The organism is Fictibacillus solisalsi, assembly GCF_900103485.1.
GTDB classification, from domain to species: domain Bacteria; phylum Bacillota; class Bacilli; order Bacillales; family Fictibacillaceae; genus Fictibacillus_C; species Fictibacillus_C solisalsi.
On the sequence record NZ_FNHW01000001.1, the window covers coordinates 1,897,305 to 1,923,200 of the forward strand.

The 25,896-nt window shown below is 40.4% G+C and carries 25 protein-coding genes and 4 pseudogenes; 17 read left to right on the forward strand and 12 right to left on the reverse strand.

What is annotated here, in order from left to right:
• Positions 1–4: 4 nt before the first annotated feature.
• Together yqeH and BLT53_RS09800 are read right to left on the reverse strand one after the other, a co-directional pair.
• The gene (gene yqeH / locus BLT53_RS09795; protein WP_090234458.1) at positions 5–1,105 is read right to left on the reverse strand and encodes a ribosome biogenesis GTPase YqeH; all 1,101 of its coding nucleotides are present in this window, start codon (positions 1,103–1,105) and stop codon (positions 5–7) included.
• Positions 1,106–1,107: 2 nt separating this feature from the next.
• Positions 1,108–1,623, reverse strand: coding sequence for a YqeG family HAD IIIA-type phosphatase (locus BLT53_RS09800; RefSeq protein ID WP_090234460.1), 516 nt, complete (start codon positions 1,621–1,623; stop codon positions 1,108–1,110).
• 424 nt (positions 1,624–2,047) lie between these two features.
• On the opposite strand from BLT53_RS09800, the gene sda reads away from it, so the two are divergent.
• The 8 genes from sda to pssA all read left to right on the forward strand — a co-directional run bounded on the left by sda (position 2,048) and on the right by pssA (position 8,392).
• Positions 2,048–2,203, forward strand: a complete 156-nt coding sequence (gene sda / locus BLT53_RS09805; RefSeq protein ID WP_090236815.1) for a sporulation histidine kinase inhibitor Sda — start codon at positions 2,048–2,050, stop codon at positions 2,201–2,203.
• Between the two features lie 231 nt (positions 2,204–2,434).
• Entirely contained in the window at positions 2,435–4,786 is a 2,352-nt protein-coding gene (locus BLT53_RS09810; protein WP_244520388.1) for a Na+/H+ antiporter subunit A, read from the forward strand.
• Complete coding sequence (locus tag BLT53_RS09815) at positions 4,786–5,124, forward strand: Na(+)/H(+) antiporter subunit C (RefSeq protein WP_090234462.1); 339 nt, start codon at positions 4,786–4,788, stop codon at positions 5,122–5,124. The genes BLT53_RS09810 and BLT53_RS09815 overlap by 1 nt, the downstream gene beginning before the upstream one ends.
• A complete protein-coding gene (locus BLT53_RS09820) occupies positions 5,117–6,595 on the forward strand; it encodes a Na+/H+ antiporter subunit D (protein WP_090234463.1) in 1,479 nt (492 codons plus the stop codon). The genes BLT53_RS09815 and BLT53_RS09820 overlap by 8 nt, the downstream gene beginning before the upstream one ends.
• Before the next feature lie 7 nt (positions 6,596–6,602).
• Positions 6,603–7,079: a Na+/H+ antiporter subunit E gene (locus BLT53_RS09825; RefSeq protein ID WP_090234465.1), complete on the forward strand. Its 477-nt coding sequence runs from the start codon at positions 6,603–6,605 to the stop codon at positions 7,077–7,079.
• Positions 7,076–7,366 carry a Na(+)/H(+) antiporter subunit F1 gene (locus tag BLT53_RS09830; protein ID WP_090234466.1) on the forward strand — a complete coding sequence of 97 codons (291 nt, stop codon included), beginning with the start codon at positions 7,076–7,078 and terminating at the stop codon, positions 7,364–7,366. The genes BLT53_RS09825 and BLT53_RS09830 overlap by 4 nt, the downstream gene beginning before the upstream one ends.
• Entirely contained in the window at positions 7,347–7,685 is a 339-nt protein-coding gene (gene mnhG, locus BLT53_RS09835) for a monovalent cation/H(+) antiporter subunit G (RefSeq protein ID WP_090234468.1), read from the forward strand. The genes BLT53_RS09830 and mnhG overlap by 20 nt, the downstream gene beginning before the upstream one ends.
• Before the next feature lie 167 nt (positions 7,686–7,852).
• The gene (gene pssA / locus BLT53_RS09840; RefSeq protein WP_090236817.1) at positions 7,853–8,392 is read left to right on the forward strand and encodes a CDP-diacylglycerol--serine O-phosphatidyltransferase; all 540 of its coding nucleotides are present in this window, start codon (positions 7,853–7,855) and stop codon (positions 8,390–8,392) included.
• 58 nt (positions 8,393–8,450) lie between these two features.
• Here pssA and BLT53_RS09845 read toward each other — a convergent pair whose 3' ends face one another.
• Positions 8,451–10,232 carry a M3 family oligoendopeptidase gene (locus BLT53_RS09845; protein WP_090234469.1) on the reverse strand — a complete coding sequence of 594 codons (1,782 nt, stop codon included), beginning with the start codon at positions 10,230–10,232 and terminating at the stop codon, positions 8,451–8,453.
• Between the two features lie 512 nt (positions 10,233–10,744).
• Between BLT53_RS09845 and BLT53_RS09850 the strand changes: the two genes are divergently transcribed.
• Positions 10,745–11,995 carry an Nramp family divalent metal transporter gene (locus BLT53_RS09850; protein ID WP_244520389.1) on the forward strand — a complete coding sequence of 417 codons (1,251 nt, stop codon included), beginning with the start codon at positions 10,745–10,747 and terminating at the stop codon, positions 11,993–11,995.
• A gap of 41 nt (positions 11,996–12,036) precedes the next feature.
• Here the strand turns inward: BLT53_RS09850 and BLT53_RS09855 are convergent, their stop codons facing one another.
• Both BLT53_RS09855 and BLT53_RS09860 read right to left on the reverse strand, forming a co-directional pair.
• Positions 12,037–12,297: a hypothetical protein gene (locus BLT53_RS09855; protein WP_090234471.1), complete on the reverse strand. Its 261-nt coding sequence runs from the start codon at positions 12,295–12,297 to the stop codon at positions 12,037–12,039.
• Entirely contained in the window at positions 12,297–13,769 is a 1,473-nt protein-coding gene (locus tag BLT53_RS09860; RefSeq protein WP_090234472.1) for a SulP family inorganic anion transporter, read from the reverse strand. The genes BLT53_RS09855 and BLT53_RS09860 overlap by 1 nt, the downstream gene beginning before the upstream one ends.
• A gap of 298 nt (positions 13,770–14,067) precedes the next feature.
• Here BLT53_RS09860 and BLT53_RS25395 point away from each other — a divergent pair, with 298 nt between their 5' ends.
• Positions 14,068–14,280, forward strand: a complete 213-nt coding sequence (locus BLT53_RS25395) for a hypothetical protein (RefSeq protein WP_244520390.1) — start codon at positions 14,068–14,070, stop codon at positions 14,278–14,280.
• A 516-nt stretch (positions 14,281–14,796) separates the two neighbouring features.
• Here the strand turns inward: BLT53_RS25395 and sigK are convergent.
• The 3 genes from sigK to BLT53_RS09880 all read right to left on the reverse strand — a co-directional run bounded on the left by sigK (position 14,797) and on the right by BLT53_RS09880 (position 17,700).
• Positions 14,797–15,522 carry an RNA polymerase sporulation sigma factor SigK gene (gene sigK / locus BLT53_RS09870; protein WP_090234474.1) on the reverse strand — a complete coding sequence of 242 codons (726 nt, stop codon included), beginning with the start codon at positions 15,520–15,522 and terminating at the stop codon, positions 14,797–14,799.
• Positions 15,523–15,851: 329 nt separating this feature from the next.
• Positions 15,852–16,646 carry an SDR family NAD(P)-dependent oxidoreductase gene (locus tag BLT53_RS09875; RefSeq protein WP_090234475.1) on the reverse strand — a complete coding sequence of 265 codons (795 nt, stop codon included), beginning with the start codon at positions 16,644–16,646 and terminating at the stop codon, positions 15,852–15,854.
• Positions 16,647–16,674: 28 nt separating this feature from the next.
• Positions 16,675–17,700 (reverse strand): helix-turn-helix transcriptional regulator, encoded by a 1,026-nt coding sequence (locus BLT53_RS09880; RefSeq protein ID WP_090234477.1) that lies wholly within the window; start codon positions 17,698–17,700, stop codon positions 16,675–16,677.
• Between the two features lie 225 nt (positions 17,701–17,925).
• Here BLT53_RS09880 and BLT53_RS25775 point away from each other — a divergent pair.
• Positions 17,926–18,545, forward strand: a pseudogene (locus BLT53_RS25775) (tyrosine-type recombinase/integrase); the annotation flags it as partial.
• A gap of 110 nt (positions 18,546–18,655) precedes the next feature.
• Here BLT53_RS25775 and BLT53_RS09890 read toward each other — a convergent pair.
• The 3 genes and pseudogenes from BLT53_RS09890 to BLT53_RS09900 all read right to left on the reverse strand — a co-directional run.
• The gene (locus BLT53_RS09890; protein ID WP_090234479.1) at positions 18,656–19,039 is read right to left on the reverse strand and encodes a DUF5412 domain-containing protein; all 384 of its coding nucleotides are present in this window, start codon (positions 19,037–19,039) and stop codon (positions 18,656–18,658) included.
• 210 nt (positions 19,040–19,249) lie between these two features.
• Positions 19,250–19,579, reverse strand: a complete 330-nt coding sequence (locus BLT53_RS09895) for a YmaF family protein (protein ID WP_090234480.1) — start codon at positions 19,577–19,579, stop codon at positions 19,250–19,252.
• 156 nt (positions 19,580–19,735) lie between these two features.
• Positions 19,736–20,016 (reverse strand): annotated as a pseudogene (locus tag BLT53_RS09900) (sigma factor); the annotation flags it as partial.
• 709 nt (positions 20,017–20,725) lie between these two features.
• Here BLT53_RS09900 and BLT53_RS25620 point away from each other — a divergent pair.
• From BLT53_RS25620 to BLT53_RS09930, 6 genes and pseudogenes are all read left to right on the forward strand, one after another.
• Positions 20,726–20,851: a hypothetical protein gene (locus BLT53_RS25620; RefSeq protein WP_280138800.1), complete on the forward strand. Its 126-nt coding sequence runs from the start codon at positions 20,726–20,728 to the stop codon at positions 20,849–20,851.
• A gap of 63 nt (positions 20,852–20,914) precedes the next feature.
• Complete coding sequence (locus tag BLT53_RS09905; protein ID WP_090234481.1) at positions 20,915–21,427, forward strand: acyl-CoA thioesterase; 513 nt, start codon at positions 20,915–20,917, stop codon at positions 21,425–21,427.
• Between the two features lie 641 nt (positions 21,428–22,068).
• Positions 22,069–22,316: pseudogene (locus BLT53_RS25780) on the forward strand (IS3 family transposase); the annotation flags it as partial.
• A 434-nt stretch (positions 22,317–22,750) separates the two neighbouring features.
• Positions 22,751–23,116 (forward strand): S-Ena type endospore appendage, encoded by a 366-nt coding sequence (locus BLT53_RS09915; protein ID WP_090234484.1) that lies wholly within the window; start codon positions 22,751–22,753, stop codon positions 23,114–23,116.
• Positions 23,113–23,523 (forward strand): hypothetical protein, encoded by a 411-nt coding sequence (locus BLT53_RS09920; protein ID WP_090234486.1) that lies wholly within the window; start codon positions 23,113–23,115, stop codon positions 23,521–23,523. Before BLT53_RS09915 ends, BLT53_RS09920 begins: the two co-directional genes overlap by 4 nt.
• Positions 23,524–24,108: 585 nt before the next feature.
• Positions 24,109–24,876 carry a glycosyltransferase family 8 protein gene (locus BLT53_RS09930; RefSeq protein ID WP_090234488.1) on the forward strand — a complete coding sequence of 256 codons (768 nt, stop codon included), beginning with the start codon at positions 24,109–24,111 and terminating at the stop codon, positions 24,874–24,876.
• Positions 24,877–25,657: 781 nt separating this feature from the next.
• Here BLT53_RS09930 and BLT53_RS09935 read toward each other — a convergent pair.
• Positions 25,658–25,896 (reverse strand): annotated as a pseudogene (locus tag BLT53_RS09935) (sigma factor); the annotation flags it as partial.

A 25,896-nucleotide genomic window follows, 5' to 3' on the forward strand; every position in this document is an offset into this window, starting at 1 on the left:
TCAGTTAAATGAGTGAAGGCCTTAACGTCACAGCAACGCCTTCTGGTGCATGGGCTGCAATCCTGGCACCCGGTTCTTTAACCGTAACCCAGCCAAGCCCTGATATCACCACATCTGTATCCTTTTCCTTAATAGTAAACTCATGCCTTTTTAGCGGAGGAAGGTTATCCGGATCAGAGGGCGGTGACAATAGATCACCCAGATGGTTTTGGTACAGCTCATCTGCATTCTCAAGTTTCGTCCGGTGGATATTTAATTCGTTGGACACATGGCAGACAAATGACCTTCTTCCTCCACTGATATAATCGAAGCGTGCGAGTCCTCCCAAAAACAGAGTCTGTTCCTCATTCAACTGGAAAACCATAGGCTTAATTTCTTTTTTAGGCATAATAAACTTCAGCTCATCCTTGCTGACAAAGTGAGCCATTTGGTGATGGTTGATAATACCTGGTGTGTCGAAAAGAGCACTCTCTTCATCCAAAGGGATATCGATCAAGTTCAATGTGGTTCCCGGAAAATGGGAAGTTGTAATGATGTCTTCCTGCTCCGTGCCAAGCTGCTTGATTAAACCATTAATGAATGTTGATTTACCTACATTCGTACAGCCCACAACATAGACATCTCTGCCGCCGCGCAACTCATCAATCCGTTCAGCCACATCCAGAAGACCTGTTCCTTTTGCAGCCGATACAAGATGGACTTCCTCTGCCTTTACACCCAACTCTCTGGCCATGGAAGACATCCATTGTGTAAGTCTGTTTTTATTAACGGATTTAGGTAGTAAATCTACCTTATTCCCAATCAGCATGAGTTTGTTTCTGCCGATATAGCGGTGGATGCCCGGCAGCCACGATCCGTTAAAATCAAAAATATCGACCACTTTAACAACCAATGCGTCCGTATCTCCGATGCCGGATAGAATTTTACGGTAATCATCATCCGTAAGGCTGACATCCTGAATTTCATTATAATGCTTTAAACGAAAACAACGCTGGCAAATGACAACCTCCCTCTTTAAACTCGAGGGTGGCGCATAGCCGAGCTCATCCTTGTTTTCTGTCTGTATGGTTGCTCCGCATCCAATACATCTAATTTGTTCCTTCAATCTTATTCCTCCCAGTTGAGCATGCCTTTCCTTTTCATCCAAGACAATAACATTCTTTCGATTTTTCTGTTTACCCTTGTCCATAATCCGTCCGTGCTGGCCACAGGCACAACCATTATGGTATGCAGTTTAAGACGGTTTCCTCCCAGCACATCCGTTAACAATTGGTCGCCGATTACCACAATCTCATCGCGCTTCAGGTTCATGTCGCGGATTGCCCGCTTAAACGCACGGGACATCGGTTTTCTTGCACTATAAATAAATGGTATTTGTACAGGGTCAGAAAAACTGCTTACACGCTGCTGCGTATTGTTGGAAACGATCGTAATTAAAATTCCCTTCTCCTTAAATGAACGAAACCAATTTATCAGTTCTGGAGTTGCTTCCGGACGATCCCACTCAACAAGAGTATTATCAAGGTCAGTGATGATTCCTTTTACATTCCGTTTCAATAACATTTCAGGCGTTATATCAAAAATGCTCTGGACATGTTCATCCGGCAAAAAATGTTTTAACATGCTGGACACCTCTATACTATTCATTCAGTTACACTTTTACATTGTACCAGTTATTCGCCATGTAACAACTTTTTTATTGTTTTCAAACAGCTGCCAGCCTCTCAAAAAGAGGGGTTATTCAGAAAAGTTTTCGACAAATTGTTCGCATCCGACAATGTGGATAACTTTATCAACATTGTCCCCTGCGAAATGAGCAGAATTTTCTGTTTTATAAACAACCTACCCACAGGTTATCCACCAAACATTGTGGATATTCGAACGATTGTTCTGTTTCCCTTTTCATGGTAAGCTGAATTTAGAAAGTATCAGAACTTATAGTTTATGCGGATTTATACCATTTCATAACCCATTCACCTTGAAAAAATGCATCCTAAGGCATTTAAAAAAACAGGAGGTGAACATGCCACCCGATGGCAGCTCACTTATGGAAAACTTATCGGACGAACTTTTGATTGAATCGTATTTTAAAGCAAAAGAACTGCGACTGAGCTCTGATTTTATCTCATTAATCCAACAAGAAATTGAACGAAGATCCCTGGAAAAGAGATTGAACGTTTATTTGCTGAAAGCCCATCACTAGATGAGGCTTTTTTTTATTTTTGATAGAACCCTCCCTTGAGGGAAAAACTAACCGTATTTTCAACTCTCAGCAGTATGTTTTTTCTGGTTTTTATATTAAATAGGAAGAAACAAAAACATTCAGTATTTTCAACGGTTTTAAGTTGATTGCGCCTGTTTTTTCTGCTTACAATGAAATGGCAATGGTTAAAAAATCACATACATAATCATGACTTTTTAAGGAGGAACGGATTTGTTTTTGTACTACATCGCTTTGCCTTTTATCGCGGCCTTTTTGCTTTTCCTTTTTTCCCGCTCGCTTTCAAAGACGTTCCATACTGGATGGCTGGTAGCAATTGTCCCTTTCGTTCTGTTTATTTTGTTTTTGACAAACAGTAGCGAAATTTCAGAAGGACAGCCTGTGGCTTCATTGACGAACTGGATTCCATCAATGGGTATACAGCTTTCCTTTTACTTGGATGGACTTAGCCTTCTTTTCACCTTGCTCATAACAGGTATTGGCTTTTTGGTTGTTTTGTATTCTGTTTTTTATTTAAGCAAAAAAGAAAATTTGATTCATTTTTATATTTACTTGCTGCTTTTCATGGGATCCATGCTTGGGCTTGTGATGTCTGATAATCTATTTGTTCTGTATACATTCTGGGAATTTACCAGCATATCTTCTTTTTTGCTGATCGGTTTCTGGTCACATCGTGCGCGATCTGTATATGGTGCTCTAAAATCCATGATGATCACAGTGTTTGGCGGGCTTTGCATGCTCGGCGGTTTTCTACTATTGTGGGTTGCAACGGACACCACCAGCATCAGGGAAATTATCAGCCAAAAAGAAGAGTTAATGGCAAGTCCTCTATTTATGCCGATCTTGTTGCTCGTATTACTAGGTGCCTTTTCCAAATCAGCTCAGTTTCCTTTCCATACCTGGCTTCCGGATGCGATGGAAGCTCCAACTCCTGTTAGCGCTTATCTTCACTCTGCCACCATGGTAAAAGCAGGAATCTACCTGGTTGCCAGATTATCTCTATTATTCAGTGGCAGTGATCTGTTTTTCCTTTGCGTATCAGGCTTTGGACTTGTCACCTTATGCTGGGGTTCATTTATGGCCGTGAGGCAGACGGATCTCAAAGGCATATTGGCTTTCTCAACCATAAGCCAGCTTGGGATGATTATGTCCATGCTTGGATTTGGCTCAGAGGCTGCCATTTTCGCTGCGGTTTTTCATATTTTTAATCACGCCACGTTCAAGGGGAGCTTGTTCATGGTTGCCGGGATTGTAGATCATGAAACAGGGACAAGGGATATTCGAAAGCTCGGCGGTTTGATGACCTTTATGCCGATAACCGCAACTCTTGCATTCTTTGGAACGTTTTCCATGGCAGGGTTCCCACTCCCCATCTTTAATGGTTTTTTAAGTAAAGAAATGTTTTTTGATGCTTCGCTGCAAACAGCGTCACCATCCGGTCTTGCCCGACAGACAGCTCCTCTCTTTCCCTATCTCGCTGTTTTGGGCAGCATCTTTACGTTTGTCTATTCAATGTATTTGTTCTTCGGAACCTTCAGAGGAAAAGTCCAATTGCACCAGCTGGAAAAAAAACCCCACGAGGCCCCGTTTGGCATGCTGATTCCGCCATTCTTGCTCGTTTGTTTCATCGTCGTAATCGGCGTTCTTCCCAACCTGATCAATGAACGCCTTTTGGCACCCGCAGCTGGTGCCATAGCCGGAAATTCGATCCATATCCATGTGGCGTTTTGGCATGGCATTAAACCACCGCTCATTATGTCTCTGATCGTAGTCACTGCAGGTGCCTTGTTATTTGTTTTCAAGCGTTACTGGGAGATTATTTACCGGTATCTTCCCGGAAAACTTTCTGCGGACAAAGCATATCAAGCATTTCTGAACCGTTTGCTGCGGGCGGCCAAAAAGATTACAGGTTCCTACATGACAGGTTCATTAAGTCTATATTTGGCAATCATTGTATTGTTTCTGGTATGCGTGACCGCCGGAATGATGGCTGTCACGGGAGGATTTGCCTTCAGTACGGCGGATCTTTCACCTGTAAAATGGCCGGAAGTTATTACAGGCGTTTCCATGTTGATAGCAGCTGTGGCCACCATTTTTATGAAACGCCGCATTGCTGCCGTTATTGTAATTGGCGTGGTCGGTTATGGTTTGTCCCTGTTGTTCGTCTTATTCCGGGCTCCAGATCTGGCATTAACTCAGCTTATTATTGAAACAGTTACCGTTGTTCTCTTTTTACTCTGTTTCTCACACCTGCCTGTGATGAAACCAAATTCTAAACCGCTGCGTTCCAGGGTGGCGGATGTCCTGATTTCATTAGCAGCAGGTACACTCATTACATTAGTCGCAATCTCATCACACAGTTCGAAATGGTTTCAGCCCATTTCCGATTACTTTGTCAAAACCTCATACTCGCTTGGCGGTGGTAAGAACATCGTGAACGTGATTCTTGTTGATTTCAGGGGGCTGGACACCATGTTTGAGATCACGGTTCTGGGGCTGGCCGCACTAGGGATCTATGGAATGATTAAAATTCGGTTACGGAAAAAAGGAGGAATGGAGCAATAATGGAAATTTTGATGTGTATTTTGGGAGGCGCCCTTTTTGCAGCAGGCATATATCTCCTGCTGCAGCGCCAATTGCTCCGTATCATTCTGGGGACGGCTTTGGTTTCTCACGGAGCTCATCTCTTAATATTAACAATGGGAAAATTAAACCGTGGGGCTCCACCTGTATTAGGCGAAGGAATCGGGCACTATACCGATCCACTTCCTCAAGCGCTCATCCTGACCTCCATCGTTATCAGTTTTGGCGTGACTAGTTTTCTACTGGTATTGGCGTATCGTGCTTACCAGAAAAACAGGACAGATATGATGGATCAATTGCGAGGTACGGAAGATGAGTAACCTGGTTGTACTGCCGATTCTGATTCCTTTGTTTTTTGGTGCAATGTTTGTTTTTTTTCACAATAAATTGGCTGCCGTCCGTTTAATGTCATTTGTTGTCCTCTTGATCAATACAGCTACTGCGATATTCATCGTTTACGAGGTTTATTCCAAAGGCGCATTGATCCTTGAGACCGGCGGGTGGAAAGCCCCCTACGGCATTATTCTGATTGCCGACAAATTGTCATCTCTGCTGATATTAACCACCAACATCATCGCGTTGGCGGCATGCGTGTATGCGGGAGCGACACTTGATGAGGAACGTGAAAAGCACTATTTCTACACACTGTTTTTGATCCTCATCGCCGGTGTAAGTGGTGCCTTTTTGACAGGTGACCTTTTTAACCTGTTCGTCTTTTTTGAAGTACTGCTGATGGCCTCCTATAGTTTAATTGTCCTTGGTGCCACAAAGGTCCAGTTGAGAGAATCCATTAAATATGTACTGCTTAACCTTTTTTCATCCATGTTGTTTGTGACAACTGTAGCCTTTTTATATTCGGTTACAGGAACCGTAAATATGGCCCAGCTGGCCGAACGTGTTGGCGAAATACAGCAAAAAGGCGTTCTTACATCAATCGCCATACTGCTGTTTGTCGTTTTTGCCACGAAAGGAGCCCTTTTCCCGCTTTACTTCTGGCTCCCGAAATCGTATACCGCGCCGCCGTCAGTCATCTCTGCCCTGTTTGGTGCACTGTTGACGAAGGTTGGAATATACTCCATCTTACGGGTCTTTTCCTTGATCTTCGTTTATAAATTGGAAACAACTCATGCCTTCTTCCTCTTACTGGCAGGGTTCACTCTGATTTTCGGTGTGATAGGTGCGTTGTCAACCCATAATGTAAAGCTGATTATTGCTTACAACATTATTCCTGCCATTGGTTTTATGTTACTGGGGATCGGTACGTTTTCAGCAGAATCTCTGGCAGGAACCATCTACTACCTGGTCCATGACATGATAATAAAAGCCGCCCTGTTCTTCCTGGCCGGTATTCTTGTTTATATTGCCGGTACAAGCGATTTACGGAAGATGGGCGGGTATATTAAAGGATATCCGCTGGTCGGCTGGATGTTTTTCCTTTCAGCACTTGTTCTTGCCGGAATCCCCCCATTTAGCGGATTTATCGGTAAATTGTTACTGCTCAAAGGAGCTTTTGCAGAAAAACACTATTTGGTAGCTGCCATCGGTCTTGGGTGCAGCCTGTTGATCCTGCTGTCCATCATTCGCATCTTTATTATGGCGTTTTGGGGTGAACAAAAAGAGGGCAAAAAGATAAAACTTAAGCGTGGAATGGTGATTCCTCCCCTTGCGCTTCTTTGCTTCTCCATTTTTCTCGGCATAGGAGCAGAATGGGTCTATCCGCATATACAATCAATTGCCGACGGTCTTGCCAATCCGTCGCAATATATTAATGAAGTTTTAAAAGCGAGGTGAGTGATTAATGGCCTTTCAATTGTTGATCAATATATTTATTGGGGTTATCTGGATGTTCCTGTCTGAAAACTATTTGTTTGGCAGTTATGTCAGCGGGTTTATCGTGGGAATCGGCTTGATTTACCTGCTGAACCGCTATATCCCCGATGAATTCTATCTCCTGAAGGTTTGGGCTATCATTAAGCTCATCTTCTTGTTTATAAAAGAACTAATCCTCGCAAATTTTGATGTTCTGAAATGGATTTATAAACCCAAAATGGATTTTCGGCCGGGAATTATTGCCCTTCCCACCGATTTAAAAACCAACTGGGAGATCAATTTGCTGGCGAATCTGATCACTCTTACACCCGGCACCCTCTCGGTAGATGTGTCGAGAGATCAGCGCTTCATTTATATCCATGCAATCGATCTGCCCGACACAAATGAAACAATCCATTCCATCAAAGAAACCTTTGAAAAAGCGATTATGGAGGTGACCAGATGAGCAGCTGGTTCGAAAATGTGGTTACTGTCTGTCTTATTGTGAACTGTCTTTCTGTTCTTTTACTGGTCTATCGGGTGGTTTGGGGACCATCTAGTGCAGACAGAGCAGTTGCCATAGATACAATCGGGATAAATCTTATCGCCATTACCGCTCTCGTTTCCATACGTCTGAATACTATTGACCTGCATGATGTCATTTTGCTGATCGGCATCCTTACCTTTATAGCAACCGTGGCCATTGCGAAATTTTTGGATAGGGGTGTTCTCATTGACAGAGATCGTAATTAGTATTTTTCTCATCCTTGGTACTTTTATTGTGTTTTCGGGAACGCTGGGCGTGCTCCGGTTTCCCGATGTGTATTCCAGGCTTCATGCCGCAACCAAAAGCGCCACATTGGGTGTTTCCGGTATATTGATTGGCTCCTTCCTTTTCTTTCTGTACGCTCAGGACTTGGTCAGCGGAAAACTTCTTCTTGGAATTGTATTTGTTCTGCTGACAGCGCCTGTAGGGGGGCACATGATTTCCAGAGCCGCCTATCGAAGTGGTGTTCGATTGTCCGAAAAAACGATACAGGATGAATTGAACACCGAGAGGGATTACTATTAATGATATTGGTCAGGAAAGTATTGGGAAATATCCCCTTTCCAAATTTACAAAATTAACATATAATGATAAGAATCTAATATATTTCATTAATAGTGAATGATTGATTACACAAGTATCTTTCCTGTCTTACGGACATAAGGTACGGAGAGTGATGTGATGTTATGTTCATGACGGCAAGAGAACGGGTTGATTCCACAGTAAAAAAGGTAAAAGGCCAAACGGCCAATATTTTAACATTGATCAACCTCTCACTCGGTGCTCTCGCTTTATTGTTTATTTTTAAAGAGGATTTGAAAACAGGCTTCATTTTAATTTTTTTGGCTGGTCTTTTTGACCGTTTTGATGGTATGGTTGCCCGGAAATTAAACATAGAATCAGAGTTTGGCAAACAGTTAGATTCCCTTTGTGATTTAATTTCATTCGGCATTGCACCCGCATTTTTGATGTACCAAGCTTCTCTTTTTGAATTTGGTGTTCCCGGTATTATTTTTACGATCTTATTTATCGTTTGCGGTGCCATACGACTGGCGCGTTTCAATATCACGGAATTCACCGGATCATTTGTCGGAGTCCCGATTACGGTGGCAGGCTGTTTGGTTGCCATTTGCTACCTTTTGATTCCGTTCATTCCCGGCTATTTCTTTATGTTTATTATGATCGCCTTTTCTTTTCTGATGATCAGCACGATCTCAATCCAAAAAAGATAAATCCAATAAGGGCAAACAAAAAAACAGCTTTACAGCTGTTTTTTTGTTTTTTATTGAGTTAATCTTGTGTCAGCTCCAAAAATTCCTTCACGTCTTCGATGGCCACATCAATCCCTTTTTTCCAGAATTCTGCCTTCGTCACATCTTCATTCAAATGTTTCATAGCAAGCTCTTCGACCGTCATGCTGGCTGTATCTCTGAGCAACGCAATGTACTTTTCTTCAAAGCTCGTTCCTTCCTGTTTGGCAATGGCATAAATGCTGGCACTGAATAAATAGCCAAACGTGTAAGGGAAGTTGTAAAACGGAACATCTGTAATATAGAAATGAAGCTTTGATGCCCAGAAATACGGGTGGTAGCTTCCCAATGAGTCACAAAATGCTTCTTTTTGTGCTTCGATCATGATCTCCTTCAACCGTTCAACAGGAACAAGACCTTGTTTGCGCTCTTCATAGAACCTTGTTTCAAATAAAAAGCGTGCGTGGATGTTCATAAAGAACGCAACCGAGCGCTGAGCTTTGTCTTCGAGGAGGGAGATTTTTTCCTCCTTGCTTTTTGCTTTTTTCACGGCGGCATCAGACACCACCAACTCCGCAAACGTAGAAGCCGTTTCAGCCACATTCATCGCATAGTCTGTTGCCAAAAATGGCATGTCGTCCATCACATACGAATGAAAAGCATGGCCAAGTTCATGAGCCAATGTGGAAACATTGCTTGGAGTACCTGAGTACGTCATGAAGATCCGCGTTTCATTTTTCACTGGGAATCCTGTACAGAATCCGCCTGGTCGTTTTCCAGAGCGATCTTCTGCTTCAATCCACTGCTTTTCAAAAGCCCGCTTGGAAAACTCCGCCATCTTCGGGCTGAAGGATTGGAATTGTTCTACAATAAAGCTGGCACCTTCATCATAGCTCATTTTACTGTCAACATTGGTAAGCGGAGCATCTACATCTGCCCAGCTCAGCTTCTTCACACCTAACAGTGAAGCTTTTCGGTTCAAATACGTCACGAACAGCTCCTTGTTTTCCTCGATCGCCTGCCACATCGCCTTTAATGTCTCCTCTGACATTCGGTTAATATCGAGAGGTTCTTTCAGGACATTCTCCCATTTACGATGTTTATACACACTGTTCCGGAATCCAGCAATATGGTTTAAAGCTTCTGCACAAAAATCCGCCTGCTCTTCCCATGCTTCTGTATATTTGGCAAAAACACTTTCTCTTTCGTCTCTGTCCGGACTTGTCATGCGGTTTTCGGCCTGCCCGACAGAAAGGGTTTCTTTATTTCCGTCCTTTTCCACTTCGATGCCAATTTTTCCAACGACCGTGTCATACAGAGTAGACCAACTGTGATAACCATCTACAGCCAAATCATTCATCAGCGCTTCTTGTTCATAAGAAAGCTTTTGTGAAGCAAGATTTCGTCTTTCTGACAATGGAAAAGCAATAGCAGCAAAATAAGGTTTTTGAATCACGCGATTCCACTCTTCATCCGGAATGTCCGCCATCTTGTTATCCAAAAGAACCAAAACTGTAGCATAAACAGCATTTAATGATTCCAATTTTCCACGAAGATTCAGGGCCTGCTTGTCATTGACATCCTGAGCTGTCAAACAGCCGACAAAAGAAACACATTCATTGATAAGCGCTGCACTTTGCTGAACGCCTTCAACAACTTCTTGAAGGGCTTCCTCCGAAAATTGAAAACTTTCGACTTTTTGATTAAGATCAGCCAGTTGTGTTTCAATGCGTCCGATAGCGGCAAGCAATTCCTCAGAGCGGCTTCCGCCCTTAAATATTGATTCCAGATCCCAGCTTTCACGCAAACCTTGCAATAGCATCTAAAATCCCCCTTATGTATAAAATATTCGATCTATTTCCATTATAGTGAAATTTTCATAATAAATCGACCCTTTAGTTTATTTTAAATAAAAACTCTCTTCCTTCATTCAGGAAGAGAGCAAAGAAGCTATTCTGCGATGCAAAGATACATGAAATAAACGAGTGTAATGATCATTATGGCAAAAAGCAAAACTTCCTGCATACGCCCGAGCCTCCCTTATGTAGAATGTTCTTTACATCTATTCCCCTTAATTCTTAGATCAATCCCTTTATTGGTATTATTCGATCGAAAACATTATGTCCATTCGTTCAAGTCTTTTTGATACGAGATGGCTCCTTCGAAAATACTATGGAAAGAAAAAAAAAGCGTATTCCATTTTAATGCGAATTTGTTGCATTTTCCTGTATCGTCGCATATATTATAGTCAATTCTCAAAATGTTGAATGCAGGAAACTTTTTAACCTTAAGGACACACCCTGTGACTTATTTTGCAAAAGAAGGTGAGCAACATTGAATAGTAAAGCATTGGAAGCTGCAATGCCCAGAAAGGGGAAAATTCGCAGAGCAATTCCTTTTCTCGGCCCCGCATTTCTTGTAAGTGTGGGTTATATCGATCCCGGAAACTGGGCCACCAATATTGAAGGCGGCGCTGCTTTTGGCTACACGCTATTGTGGGTTCTATTGCTCAGTAACCTTATGGCCATTCTCTTGCAGACAACAGCTGCAAAACTGGGGGTAGCCACCGGAAAGTCATTATCAGAAAACTGCCGGCAGCATTTTAAAAAGCCGGTCGCTGTTTTTTTGTGGATTACGGCAGAGCTGGCTGCTATGGCAACCGATCTCGCCGAATTTCTTGGAGCAGCACTCGGGATCTACTTATTGCTGGGCATTCCTTTGTTTCCGGCTGCTTTGATTGGAGCTGCCATTACATTTGGCATCCTTCTGCTTCATAAATACGGTTTCCGTTTTATTGAACAATTGATCCTGGGCTTTGTAATTATAGTGGCAGCGGTCTATATTGTTGAATTGTTTTATGCAAAACCCGACCTTGGGCAGGTCGGCTACCATATGGTCGTTCCCCATCTCAACTCGGCGAGCATCCTTGTGGCCATCGGAATGCTTGGGGCAACAGTCATGCCGCATAATATTTTTCTTCATTCTTCGGTTGTGAAAAATCGGCTGAAAAAGAACCAGCCAAAGCATAATCACCTGGTATATAAGTACGCTATCGTTGATTCACTGCTTGCGTTGAACGTGGCATGGTTCATTAACTCGGCCATGATTGTAGTGGCAGCAGCTGTCTTTTACAAGAATGGCTTGAAAGTCACATCCATAGAAGATGCGTATTCTACTCTGACACCGCTTCTCGGTGGATTTGCAAGTCTCGCCTTTGCCATAGCCTTGTTATCAGCCGGACTTTCATCTTCTGTAACGGGGACTATGGCCGGCCAATATATACTTGAAGGCTTTTTGAACATTAAGATTCCGATTTGGGTACGAAGGCTCGTTACCATGATCCCTGCTCTTATCATTATTGGAGCGGGAATCGATACATGGAAAGCGCTCGTGGTCAGCCAGGTCGTTTTGAGTCTGCAGCTTCCGTTTACCATTATTCCTTTAATCATGTTTACCCGCAGTAAAAAGATTATGGGTAGCTACGCAAACAAGCGGTGGACCAATATCCTGCTGATATTGGTGGCAGCCATCATTATTATGTTGAATGGCCTTCTCATTTATCAGACATTCGGAGGCGAATTTTAAAAAAACAACAAGCCCGGCTTTTGCCATGGCTTGTTGTTTTTTTATCCTATCACTTTACTCACAATAATCATGAGGATTCCTGCTAATGCAAGACTATAATTCGGGGTCAAGTTTTTTTCTTCCAATGGTTCTGGTTGGTTAAAAAGCTGATCAAGGGCTTGTTTCCGAAGCAATGTATCATTTCTGTACCTCGAGGTACCCTCTATTGTAACCGCTCTCATTTTTACTGTAGTAACCAAATCCTTATTTTCAAAATAGTAAAAAAGGTACACATACCGTGTACCCTTTTTTGCTTCTTTCATTAATGAGCAGACACCTTTGCGTTTTCCTTGTCATGAACCGCAAGTCTGTTCATCAGCTCCATACTGCCTTTATTTACTCCAACCAGTTTGGTTTTAACACCATCCTGGCGATATTTTAATACGACCTTATCAATGGCTCCAATAGCCGAGTCATCCCATAAGTGAGCGTAGGTGAGATCAATAACGACTTCATCAGCCCTTTCTGCAAACTCGAATTGTGATACAAAGTCGGTGACAGAAGCAAAAAACAACTGCCCTTTTACTGTAATCAATTTTTTGTTTAATTCTTCATCCAAATGGGAGTGGACCTCCACTTTAGATATTTTCGAAGCAAAGAACAACGCACTTAAAATGACACCTGCAACAACACCTTTGGATAAGTCATGTGTAATCACAACCGTTACCACCGTTACAATCATAACAGCCGCATCGGTTTTAGGCATTTTGTGCAGCTTGGTTAAAGATGACCAGTCAAACGTACCAATGGATACCATAATCATAACGCCAACAAGAGCTGCCATCGGAATCGAAACCAAAATATCATTTAACACAACGATCAGCACCATCAGGAACGCACCCGCCACAAAAGTGGATAGTCTTCCTCTTCCGCCTGATCTGACATTGATTCCGGATTGCCCGATCATGGCACAGCCAGCCATTCCGCCAAAAAATCCTGCCACGATATTTGCAATTCCCTGTCCTCTGGCTTCCTTGTTTTTATCACTGTCCGTATCGGTATAATCATCGATGATCTGTGCGGTCATCAGCGATTCAAGAAGACCGACAAGAGCCAGCGCGATCGAATAAGGGAAGATTATCTTTAACGTTTCCAGGTTAAATGGAACATCAGGAATAAGGAACGTTGGGAGCGATTGGCTTAAATGCCCCATGTCCCCTACTGTCCTTACAGTTGAACCAGTTGTAACAGCAAAGATGGTAATGACGATAATAGCCACCAACGGCGAAGGAACCAATTTTGTGATTCGCGGGAACAAATAAATGATAGCCAGTGCCCCTGCAACCATGGCATACATTGGCCAGCCTTCACCCACAAAATGGGGCAGCTGTGCAGTAAAAATTAGAATCGCCAACGCATTTACAAATCCAATCATGACTGGACGCGGCACAAACTTCATGTATCTTCCTAGTTTAAGCGCTCCAATAATGATTTGGATAATCCCTGTAAGAATCGTCGCCGCCAGCAAGTACTTCAACCCGTGATCTGCCACCAAAGATCCCATTACGAGCGCCATCGCTCCGGTTGCAGCCGAAATCATGGCTGGACGTCCACCAACAAAGGAGATCACGACAGCAATACAAAATGAGGCATACAATCCAACCATTGGATCTACCCCTGCGATAATGGAGAACGCGATTGCTTCTGGAATAAGGGCAAGCGCAACAACAATACCCGAAAGGATGTCCCCTCTGATATTGCCAAACCAATCCTTTTTAATTGTCTCGAAATTCAACTACAAAACACCTCGTTTATACTTATTTTTAGTGACTTTCAACTCTCATGAAAGTCGGGGCCGTTATCAACGGCTACGATTATACCACGGATCACTAAAAGGAGTTACTATTATGTAAGCGCATAAATAATTTCTTATCTTTAAAATCCTTTGATTTTCTCCATCTAACAAGAAAATCCTATGTTTTACATTAAATTGGTTTTATAAATTAATCCTATGACCAGGTTACGTTTTATTGAGAATGATGGTGGTATAAACATTAATAACAACTTTCGTCTAGCAGAGAAAGGAGTTTATTATGTTGGAAAGACTTGCTCCAAACACGAAAATTCAAGGTACCGGGCTTAATATATCCGACTTTTGGTCTTGGGGGTTTTCAGATGTTTTAACAAATTCATTAAGAGGTGTTTTTGCCGAATTTCTTGTTGGAAGCACATTAGATGTGTTACACCAACCTCGTATTGAATGGGATGCTTACGATTTAATGTACAAAGGCAAAAAATCGAAGTAAAATCTGCTGCTTATATACAGTCCTGGCATGAAGGCCAATATTCCAAAATAAGCTTTGGGATTGAAGCAAAAAGAACTTATAACTACGAAACACGAACCTACACAACAGAACCTATCAGAAATGCAGATCTTTATGTTTTTTGTTTACTTTTTGAAAAGGATGCGAACCTGATTGATGTTCTTAACACCGAGCAGTGGCACTTTTATGTAGTAAAAACCACTGTCCTAAACACTTTATTCCCTCAGCAAAAAAGAATTTCATTAAGTACTTTAGAAAAAGTCACACAACCAGTTGCTTATACAGAAATAAAAGAGACCATAGAGCTTGCGATAAAATAACTTGCAAACCCTCAATTTCGACTTTGGTTATTTACACTTCCGGAAAGAGGATAACAGTGTATAGTAACGATAAAAAGCAGCCTCCCAAACAAAGAAACAAGTATTCCTTCGTACAAAAATAAAAGGGTACTCCTTAGTGTAAGGAATACCCTTTTATAGATGCAGCAGGAACAATTACTTAATAATTTGGCCGATCCTTCTGGCTCTGCTGACGGCTTCGATAAAACTCGTGGAACAGCTTCATCAGTGCCCGTTTTTCAATCCTCGATACATAACTTCTGGAGATCCCCAGCATTTTCGCTATTTCCCGCTGGGTCTTCTCTTTTTGCAGATCCAGGCCAAACCGGCCGACAATAACTTCTTTTTCACGGTCATCAAGCACATGAATGTAATCATATATTTTCTTTTTTTGCATTTTCAGCTGAATGGCATCCACTACGTCCTCTGTTTCCGCTTTCAGCACATCAATCAGTGTGATCTCGTTCCCTTCCTTATCGGTCCCAATCGGATCATGAAGAGATACGTCTTTTTTCGTTTTTTTCAAGGCCCTCAGGTGCATGAGGATTTCATTTTCAATACAACGTGCGGCATACGTCGCAAGCTTCGTACCCTTCCCTCTCGAATAGCTCTCAATGGCCTTAATCAAGCCAATGGTCCCGATGGAAATTAAGTCTTCCGTATCTTCCCCTGTATTCTCAAATTTCTTCACGATATGTGCAACCAACCGCAAGTTGTGTTCGATCAGTTTGCTTCTGGCCTCCTGGTCTCCCTCGGCCATCCGTTTTAAGTATTCTTTTTCCTCGTTTTCAGAGAGGGGCTGCGGAAACGCATTGTTTTTCACATACGAGACAAACAGCATAACTTCTTTGAAAAAGTACCCTAATACAACAAGCAACCCGGACATTCAGACACCTCCCGGCGGTTTTTTCGTACTCTTATCTGTATGCCGGGTTGGGCTTGTTAGGTGTCTGTACAAATGGAATGAAACACACTCTAAAAATATCTAATTTTTCTCATCGATTTTTCCATTATATTTTTAATTCCTCTTCCACTAACTGACCAATAAATCCATAAGAAAAACTGTCTTAAAGATGCTCCGATCTTCAGCTAACGCACCCTTAAGATTAAGTGTATTTCTTCACAAACTCATCCTCATTCACATATTAAAAGAAATTCTGCCCCGTTTGTAACATTTTAAAAAAAAGCTACTAAGATAGTTGTAAATATTACATATTAATAAATGGTTGGAACCATTCCTCCATCCATACGGATTGGAGATCCCTTAAATGCAGATGCATATGGACTGCATAAGAATGCAGCTAATCTGCCTATTTCCAGCGGTTTAATAAATCGCTGTATTTCAGATTGAGGTAGATTTTCAATCATAAATTGTCTTTCTTTTTCTGAAAAAGACATGTTATCATTATTGTAAATCCCCTCAATAATTTGTTGTACATTTTCAGAAAGCGTAGGTCCAGGCATAATCGTATTGATTGTAACTTCGGTTCCTTTTGTTAATTTAGATAAGCTTTTTGACAATGATAAAAGCATGGATTTTGTCATACAATACTGGGGCATCTGTCCAGAAGGCATTACTGCTTCTTCACTTGCAATAAAGATAATGCGGCCATCATTATTTCCCAACATTTTCGTTAAATAATATTTGGATAATCCATTTGCAGCTAATACGTTAGTTCGGAAGTATTTCTCCCATATTTCATCGGTAAGATCTTCATATTGCATAATTTCATATATTCCCATGTTGTTCACTAAAATAGCGACACTGGGGAATTTTTTAAATAACTCTTCTCTTTGTTGGGCATCAACGATATCCGCTGTAGCATTCTGGGGAGAAGTTGTTGGGAAAGTTGATTTAATTTCCTTTACCGTTCGTTCTACCTCTTCATCATTACGTCCATTTATAAGAACATTAACACCTTCTTTGGCCAGTTCTATAGCAATTGCTTTGCCTATTCCTTTTGTAGAGCCTGTAACAAAGGCTGTTTTATTGTTTAATTCCAGTTCCATCCTATATTTCCCCTTTACTTTTTATCTTTTAAGACGGTTCCAATTTAATTGAATTTATACTTACATATTCAGTACGCCAATTCAAAGGGGTAATACCTTCCCAACCACGAAAGGCTCGATAGAACGAGCTCTGATCTTTATACCCTACAAGAAAAGCCACTTCTTTAATATCTAAAGAAGGATTTGACAAGTACTCTCTTGCTAGTTCATGGCGTGCTTCTTTTAATAGCTGTTTGAAGCTTGTTTGTTCGTCAGTTAGACGGCGCTGTAAGGTGCGTTCGCTCATTCCCAACTCACTTGCTACATCTTGTATTTCTAGTCGATCTCCTGTTAAACTGCGTTTCAATATCCACTTAGCTATCTCCGTTATAGTGTGACGACGTCGCTGTTCGTCCAAGGTTTGGTCGAGTACGGGGGTTAATATGTCCAGTAATTCAGCATTGTAAGAAACAAATAGGCGATCCAAATCTTCTCTATGCAATGTCAATCTGTTACATTTTGCACCAATTTGGATAGGACAACCAAAGTAATCTTCCATTCCTTTTACTTGATTCATGGTATGTTTAAATTCTACTAAGCTCGCTTTTAAAGGCAAACCTGTACCACGTCTCCCTAGCTCAAGTAAAAATGCAAGCGTAGTTCCAACAAGCAACGGTGGACCAGGTTGATCAATATCCGACCATTCTACTTCGATGGTACAACCTCCGCCTTCCTCCACAATGCGAATATTTTCAGGAGGACACAATTCTTTATACCGAGCCATTCTCTTTAGGGCATCCCGGTAGTCACGAGCATGGTAAGCTGCCAGTACAGACGGTGGAAAATGAGATGTTTCAAATACTGTCGGAAGCTTAATTATCCCCTCTTCCATATCACCGATAAGATCGGAATATGCTTGCCATATTGCGAAATATTGCTCAGTAGTAACAACAGATTCAGTGATCACGGTAAGGGGCAATTTCGCTTTCCTAACCACATCTTGAGACGTAATTCCAAGTTGATACAGTCCTTCCCAAAATCCATCCTGTATTTTAATACGATTATGTGCAGTCATATATTACACCTCTCATCTATCAACACATTAGCGTTTTTTAGAAAATGGACGCAGCTAAGTTTGCTAACGGGACAGTTATTTCATTTTACTTATATAATCCGGTCCTGTAACTAGCACAAAACGACAATACACTAGCAATAGACGCCAAATAATGAATCATCTTCTAGTATACAGGTAACCTTCACAACAGTATTTATATTAAGCAATCTTGCTTGGGCTCATTGAATTCGTTTTTTGAAATCATTATTTCGATGGTCTCATGAAGAAGGACATATTCCAAAAAACCCAGCAGCGAAAATAAAAGAACCTACGGGAATCGAATTCCTAAATTTTTGACTGAAATGGAATTTGAACATTTCGGGAAACCTGTTGTTCCCCAATGGAAAAGGCTCTGTTTGAATTCATGTTTTCCACTGGATGTAGACCTAGGTGAAGTTGTTACCCGAAGGTAGAAAAAATTGGTCGAACCGGTCAGCTGTTATAAGAGGTAAAGGCGATAAGGAACGGGAAGTCTATTTTAAAATCCGCTGCGAAATTTGGTTAAAACGATACCTGGATAGTCGTGTAGACAGGGATCCTGCTATCTTTGTCACGAAACGCGATCCTCATCGAATGGGCATAGCTACGATGGGTTACATAATTAAGCGAATTAATTGCCAACCGTGCTTGCATTAACAAAGATATACTTCCGAATCAACTGACCACAGCTATGCAACCCATTATTGAATAATGGAGCACCTCTAAATGTTATTCAAAGCTTATTAGGTCATGAAAAAAGTGAAACTACCTGGATTTATGCGCAATTAAGCGGAAGCATCAGACAGGATTTTTATAGGAAACTATTTTTAGCCATAGAAAAGTACTCCAAAAGTCAGAATTCAGCTCTAACTTATGGAGTGCAGTACAGATACATTACTTTTTCACTCTTGCCACTGTTAGTTTAGAAGGATTTTTTTTATCTTCTAAAGTCGAAAGTTTCATTAGGTACACTTAATTCGTGGCCATTAATTACAACAGTATTTTTATCTATCCATTTAATAATAGCTTTTTCTTCGTGGTAGTCCCAATAAATGTTCTTTGGCTTTTTGTTCTCTTTATTAAAATTTACTTCTCCACGAACAGCAAAATCTGTTGTTGCTCCTCCATTTGAAACATAGGCTTTAAGCGTATAAGTTCCATCAGGTGAACTTACTTCTGAAATTAAATCTCCTTTAGGTAAACGACTCATATCAAAAAATGCCCAATAAACACCGTATCCTAATAACCCAAGGATAAATAAAGGAATAATAATGATCATAATTTGTTTCTTTTTCAACCTTTTTCCTCCGAAAGACTGCATAAAAATAGTTTATCAAAAACAATCCCTTAAACCTTATGTAAAAGATGAACTTTTTTATTAAAACTAAAGAGTTTGCTCAGTAGTACTTGTTATTCATCAATTCCTTCCTGTTTCAACAGTATTAGTCCCTCTTTAAGTAATTTGAGATTGTTCTCTTCATAGACATCAGCAAGTTCCTCAGCAATAAAAAATCCCTTAGATTTTTAAAATCTAAGGGCTAATGTTCCTTCCTGTCCTTCCAAAGTAATGATGTACGTGTCCATCATTAAAGGTGGTTGTTCCCGAAAACTCATGATAATGAGTCCCATCGCTCAGATAGATAGCAGGTCCTGTGTCTCCTGAAAACCCATGAACATGCCCATCTGCAAAAGTGGTTTTTCCCTCATAGTAATGAACATGAGGAATGGTGTTATTTGCTGGCGTTGTTGTTCCCTGAACGTTATGCGAATGTCCGTTATTTATCGTCGTTTGCGTGGCATATTGATGTCGATGAAGAACTCTGTCATTCCATTCTATTTGTTCAATATCATGCTCGTGCACAGAACCCCCTCCTCTTTCTTGAATCACGACTGAATATATATATGCACCAAATTAAACACGTATAACTCCAATCTTGATTTACCCAAGCGACTTTTTCATCAAACCAGTACCTATATAAAGCAATCGTAATGACATTAGAATCTCATTTTACTCTCAACGTGCCACATGCGTCCGAAGCTTGGTGCTATCCCTCTTGAATAGCTCTCGATCGCCTTGACAGCCCGATGGTCCCAATGGAAATTAAGTCTTCCGTATCTTCCCCTGTATTCTCAAATTTCTTCACGATATGTGCGTGCAACCAACCGCAAGTTGTGTTCGATCAGTTTGCTTCTGGACACCTCGTCTCCCTCGGCCATCCGTTTTAAGTATTCTTTTTCCTCGTTTTCAGAGAGGGGCTGCGGAAACGCTTTGTTTTTCACATACGAGACAAACAGCATGACTTCTTTGAAAAAGTACCCTAATACAACAAGCAAACCCGGACATTCAGACACCTCCCGGCGGTTTTTTCGTACTCTTATCTGTATGCCGGGTTGGGCTTGTTAGGTGTCTGTTCCAAAATGGAATTGATGGCAACACATTAACAATATCTCAAACTAAAAACTATACATAAGGTGAGGGATACTTTCGAGGAGAATTTACATTTTTTGTAAACATCAGAAAGGAAACGCAAAATACGAGGCGGCTTTGTGGGGGGATTCAATCTGCCAGACTGTATTCAAGTAACATTTGAACGCTTTTCACATTTGTTCCTCCCTAGCGACCCAAAAATGGTATATCATGCTCAGTAGTAATTTGTTAAAATTCACCATTTGAAAATTGAAAAGAAAGCTCTAGAAGATAAAAACACTTAAAGCTCTCCCTCCTCCATACATCGTATAGACAATAACCGATGTCTATAAAAAACATACTAAGATTAGTATGTTTTAATTTCTCCGAATTTCCCTTCTTATCTAAAACAAATGGTACGCACTTAATCGCCTCCGAAGGCAAGTCTAATAGTAGTTAGAGCGATGTAAAAAATACATTAAGACAGGAACCTGTTGCAACCTCCCTTTGCAGTAAGTAACAATTTGGACAATAGAAATTATAATTGATTGAAATGGAAAACTAACGTTAATACTGTGGTTGAGAAAGGAGTTGACTCTTTTGGCTGAGGAAAGAAGTGAAAAACCGAATGAAATTACTAACCATATGGATGATGAACAACTATTCATGGTTGTTAAAAAAACCTATGAACATATAGAAGTTATTAAATACCAGGATGATAAATAGTTCCAATGCCTATTTCAGGAAACTGCTAACTTCCTATAAAAAGAAAAGAAAGGTCGTTATTTTATGATAGATCAAAAAAAATGCAGGGATTCTTTTGTAGTAAAAACGAGCATTGTATTACCACCTGATACAAACAATCATGGAACGTTGTTTGGTGGAAAACTAATGGCTTATATAGATGATGTAGCTTCAATTGCCGCAATGCGCCATTCCCGTAAAAATACTGTTACAGCTTCGACTGATTCTGTAGACTTCTTGCACCCTATTCATGTCAGTCATGCCGTCTGTCTAGAGGCTTTTGTTACATATGCAGGCAGAACATCAATGGAAGTATTTGTTAAAGTAATAGCAGAGGACTTACTATCAGGAGAACGGAATGTATGCGCACTTTCTTTTTTAACCATGGTCGCAGTTGATCAAGACGGTAAGCCTACCCACGTTCCAAAAGTCATTCCAGAAACGGATGAGGAAAAAGGATTATTCAATTCTGCAGCGGAGAGAGCAGCGAACCGAAAAAAAAGAAGAAAAGAAAGTGGGAACCTGGCAAAGGACTTCGGTACCGGTTTGCCATGGTGAAAAGCCTGATCCTTAATTAGAATGCATATTTGCAGCCTTACTGATCTCGTTAAGTTAATGTAAATAATTCAAGTTGTCATGTAGCAATCCTTTGCTTCTAACGAGAAGACTGGCTTTTCCTTTGCTCATTTTTGATTAAGTCAAGGCTACTTATGACAAGTTACGATAGAGTCGTAAAAGGTAGCTCAGAGGTATTCGCTTCAAAGGAAATAAAGAAGAATATGAATTTTAACAATAGTGACCTGTGCCTCTTTGAACTGCACCCCAAATTTTAGACACACTCTAAAATTTTGGAGGTGCTTTTCTTTTGGCTAAATTTTCGAAGGAAGAAAAATGTTGGAAGCGGTAAAACGGTATTAAAAGCGAGTGAGGGACTTGGGCCTATTGCCAAAGAGATAGGCGCGAATAAAAGGAGCCTCCAATACTGGGTGAAAAGATACGAATACCATGGCGAACGTGCTTTTATCAAATGCAATCCAAATTATTCCGTAGACTTTAAACTAGACGTACTTACCTATATGAACGAACATGGGACGTCTTTCTTTGAAACAGCTGCGTTCTTTAATCTAATACTCCTCTTTTGGACTGGCAAAACAGAGTAAAAACGCTGGGATGGGCTGCCCTACAATTTTTTTAAAAAAGCCCTCCAACAGGAGCTAGAAGCGTTACGTATGGAAAATGCGTATTTAAAAAAGTTGAATGCCTTAGTTCAAAACAAAGAAAAATCACCAAACGAGACAAAGCGCAAGTAGTCTATGAGTTAGGGCATGAATTTCCGGTTTATCCAGCTCGCAGAAATTCTACGCAGTTCCTATTATTATTGGTTGAAATATAAGATCGTCCCGATCCGGATGCGGAGTTAAAGAAACGGATACAGGCGATTTATGATGGCCAGACCTAGTGAATCAAAAAAGGTGCAGCGTCTCCTTGATGTCTAAGTTCATTGCGAATCCGCCGATAGCCAAACGATCACTTTATTTTGCAATCGGACCCGTTAGCTTAATAAATAAAGCCGTCTTATTTGGCAGTTGGATTCTACTGATCCCATAAATATGTAACAGTAAACTTAAGTGTACTTTAAAAGCCTATTTTCTCGGAGGTAGGCTTCTTTATGGTTATTGCTCATTTGTCACATTTATAGTACCAAGTGAGGTAAAAAAAATAACGCATTTTTTTAGGTATGTTTTCACCATCTTCCATATTTCTACATAGTATATTGAGAGATTAAGAGTTTCTCTCTTTTTCTCAAAATGTTTACTAGAGGGTTTTTAAAGCCCTCGATGGACAGGCTTTGCTGCTCTGTCCGAAGGGAGGAAAAAGAAAATGTCTTCTAAAGACGATCGAAATTGCAATGTGGGAACGCATATCATCGGGGGCCCGGAAACGGGGGCAGGTACGATTTTTCCTATCTCTACTGGTTTGACTACCATATTTGAAGATCAGACCAATAATCACAATAAAACATTGATCAATATCCAAAACGATGTGGGAGCTCCCATTGTAGTCAACATCAATACAAGAGAATGTGGAGGGCCCATCGTATTTACGCTTAATCCTGGACAAAGGCGTGTCTTCCAAGTAGAGGATTTTGAAAGTTTGACCGTTACGGTGACGGCGACAGCATCCGGCATCATCCTTTTATCTGTGCAAAAAACATTCTGTATCTGTTGTGAGGAGGAAGAGAATTGAGTTGCAAAGACCATAAAAAATGCCACACGGAAACCCATACCTTTGGGAACGAAAACATAGCCACTAGTAATGGGGTATTTAATCTTGATCCTGGAGAGAACCCTATTTTTGATGATGTCACTTGTAATCACAATAAAACATTGGTCGACATCAACAACCTCTCTACTGGCGTGATTACCATCACCATTCGTACAAGAGGTTGTCACCGAGACATTACTGAAATGCTTGGTGCTGGGCTAAGACGCGTGTTCCAAGTAGAGGATTTTGAAAGTTTAACAATTAATTCGCAAGTCGCTGGTGCCGTAAACGTGATTGTTCAAAAAACGTTCTGTATTTGCTGTGAAGAAGAAAAAGAAGAAAGCTCTAGCTCTAGTTCTAGCTCTAGTTCTAGCTCAAGCTCTAGCTAACGCTCATTCAGGTTTACTTCCTGATGAAACATCTATGTACAATTTTTTAGTAATTAGTAGTTTATCCATACCAACGTCTCTCTATATGCATTTAACGAGTATGAGGTGCATTTAAATGGCAGAAAAAAAGAAATCCCGAAAAAAGATTATTGTGAACCGGAATATATTGTTAAAGACGAATATACCGAAAAAGAAGTAACATTCGTTCACCCTATCATCCATATTGAGAGAGAGCATATCAAATATGTCCCTCGCCATGTCTATAAAGAAGAATCAATATATGAGCTCATAGACCCTGGCTTTCCAAAATGTAATTGCAAAAAGAAAAAGAAGAAAGAATTTGATGAGTCCAGTTCCATCCCCCGCAAAAAAAAATGCCCCTTTCCATAAGTAAACGCGTTAAGGACAGCTACGATCTTCAGCTAGCGCACCCATTAGTTTAAGTGTAATCCTTCACGATCCCTGCTACAAATCCAATCCATAATAATTATTCTTCCGGAATCAAGTAAGAAAACATGCATTATTATTCAAGAAAAGCGCCTTATTGTGAAAGATAAAATTATTCAATAAGGGGAATAGAATATATTGGAAGGTGAAAAAATGGAAGAAATTCACATTGTAGTAGCTACAAACAATCGCTATGCAAAACCTTTGGCAGTTATGTTAAATTCGCTTTTTAAGAACAAGATTTCAAAGAATACCATTAGTATTTATATCCTCTACAGCCGTCTATCGAAAAAGAATGAATATAAATTGAGTGAAATTGCCAATAAATTTAATTTTAAAGTCCAATTTTTAAGATTAGAAAAATCACTATACAGTAATTATCCATTGATTGACTACTTAACGGCGGAAGCCTACTATCGAATTTTTATACCAGATTTATTAGAAAAAAAAATTAAGAAAGCAATATATTTGGACTGCGATATAATAATTAAAGAGGACTTATCTAAATTATGGGAAATTGATATTGAAAATTATTTTTTAGCTGCAGTCAGAGACGACCTTGCTAAATATAGATATACAGACCTCTCCATTCCAGTAGGTTGTTATTTTAATTCTGGTGTTTTGTTAATTAACCTGCAAAAATGGAGGGAAAATCATATATCAGACAAAGTTATCAAATTCATTAGAAAAAATCCAGATAAAATCCTTTGGGCGGATCAGGATGCTCTTAATGCGATATTATACGACAAATGGCTAATGCTAGATCCTAAATGGAATTATCAAGCAAATTCTTTACAACTTATGGAACCATCCATTATTCATTATGTTGGTTTTAACAAACCCTGGAAGAAAAATCACCCATTTCGGAATGAATATCATAAATACTCAGCCACAACTCCATGGTAATAACAACTGTATCTACTTATGATACGGCTCACCGCACCTATTTAACCCCCGGTTATTAAACATGAACAAAGGATCCCCTATTGAAATGGGCATCCTGTTCGGGTGCAAACAAAGTGCTTAATTAAAAATCCGCTCACTAATCAATCGAAAAAAATCCGTCCACTCTCTTGAAACTCGGTTTATATCCTGTAATCATCTGGGTTACGTTTCCATATAGGAGCGGATAAATCGTCAGACTGGACATCATCAACGTGATGAGGGACGGATCTAACTCTTTTGGAACCAAGCCCAAATCTTATTTCAACCTCATATCCCGACATATGATTGAAGTACCAGCTTTCTTCTTTCCTCAACATTTGAGTTTCAGGAATGGAATCAATCACTTCCCAGGCTGTAAATTTCAAAATAGCCAACCGCTTTGAAGATCCTTATGAAATTCAAATGGGAGACTTGCTGGAAGTTCCGGACTGCTTTATAATCAAACCTTTACATCCTCCTCTATTAAAAAGAGCAAGCAATCGAAAATATAAGTGAACAAGTCTAGTCCACTTGAACAAAAACCATATTATAACGATAGTGAAAAAGGCTCGGCGTTAGCTGTAGTCTTTTTACTGTATCGAGTCTTAAGATTTTTCCAATCATTATTACTTAAATTTGAAATCTCATGGCTAAACCACTCCAACTGATTCCATGACCAGCAAAAACCTGGAGAGTAGATATAAATAAAAAAAGCACCCATCTTTATAGGTGCAATTGAATGTTGCCCATTAACTATAATGTATTTTTCATGCAACATTATTGACATTAGAATCTCATTTTCCACACAACGGGCCGCATAGAGCATGCTTAGTTCCCTTCCCTCTTGAATAACTCTCAATCGCCTTGATCAGCCCAATGGTCCCGATGGAAATCAAATCTTCTGTAACTTCCCCTGTATTCTCAAATTTCTTCACGATATGTGCAACCAACCGCAAGTTGTGTTCGATCAGTTTGCTTCTGGCCTCCTGGTCTCCCTCGGCC

Bases quoted from the DNA above. Each gene is read 5' to 3' on its own strand.
- BLT53_RS09815 (WP_090234462.1), top strand. From the start codon at position 4,786: ATGGAAATTTTGATGTGTATTTTGGGAGGCGCCCTTTTTGCAGCAGGC.
- BLT53_RS09820 (WP_090234463.1), top strand. From the start codon at position 5,117: ATGAGTAACCTGGTTGTACTGCCGATTCTGATTCCTTTGTTTTTTGGT.
- sda (WP_090236815.1), top strand. From the start codon at position 2,048: ATGGAAAACTTATCGGACGAACTTTTGATTGAATCGTATTTTAAAGCA.
- BLT53_RS09830 (WP_090234466.1), top strand. From the start codon at position 7,076: ATGAGCAGCTGGTTCGAAAATGTGGTTACTGTCTGTCTTATTGTGAAC.
- pssA (WP_090236817.1), top strand. From the start codon at position 7,853: ATGACGGCAAGAGAACGGGTTGATTCCACAGTAAAAAAGGTAAAAGGC.
- BLT53_RS09855 (WP_090234471.1), bottom strand. From the start codon at position 12,297: ATGAAAGAAGCAAAAAAGGGTACACGGTATGTGTACCTTTTTTACTAT.
- BLT53_RS09880 (WP_090234477.1), bottom strand. From the start codon at position 17,700: ATGACTGCACATAATCGTATTAAAATACAGGATGGATTTTGGGAAGGA.
- BLT53_RS09905 (WP_090234481.1), top strand. From the start codon at position 20,915: ATGATAGATCAAAAAAAATGCAGGGATTCTTTTGTAGTAAAAACGAGC.
- BLT53_RS09825 (WP_090234465.1), top strand. From the start codon at position 6,603: ATGGCCTTTCAATTGTTGATCAATATATTTATTGGGGTTATCTGGATG.
- BLT53_RS09915 (WP_090234484.1), top strand. From the start codon at position 22,751: ATGTCTTCTAAAGACGATCGAAATTGCAATGTGGGAACGCATATCATC.
- sigK (WP_090234474.1), bottom strand. From the start codon at position 15,522: ATGTCCGGGTTGCTTGTTGTATTAGGGTACTTTTTCAAAGAAGTTATG.
- BLT53_RS09890 (WP_090234479.1), bottom strand. From the start codon at position 19,039: ATGCAGTCTTTCGGAGGAAAAAGGTTGAAAAAGAAACAAATTATGATC.
- BLT53_RS09875 (WP_090234475.1), bottom strand. From the start codon at position 16,646: ATGGAACTGGAATTAAACAATAAAACAGCCTTTGTTACAGGCTCTACA.
- BLT53_RS09845 (WP_090234469.1), bottom strand. From the start codon at position 10,232: ATGCTATTGCAAGGTTTGCGTGAAAGCTGGGATCTGGAATCAATATTT.
- BLT53_RS25395 (WP_244520390.1), top strand. From the start codon at position 14,068: ATGTTGGAAAGACTTGCTCCAAACACGAAAATTCAAGGTACCGGGCTT.
- BLT53_RS09800 (WP_090234460.1), bottom strand. From the start codon at position 1,623: ATGTTAAAACATTTTTTGCCGGATGAACATGTCCAGAGCATTTTTGAT.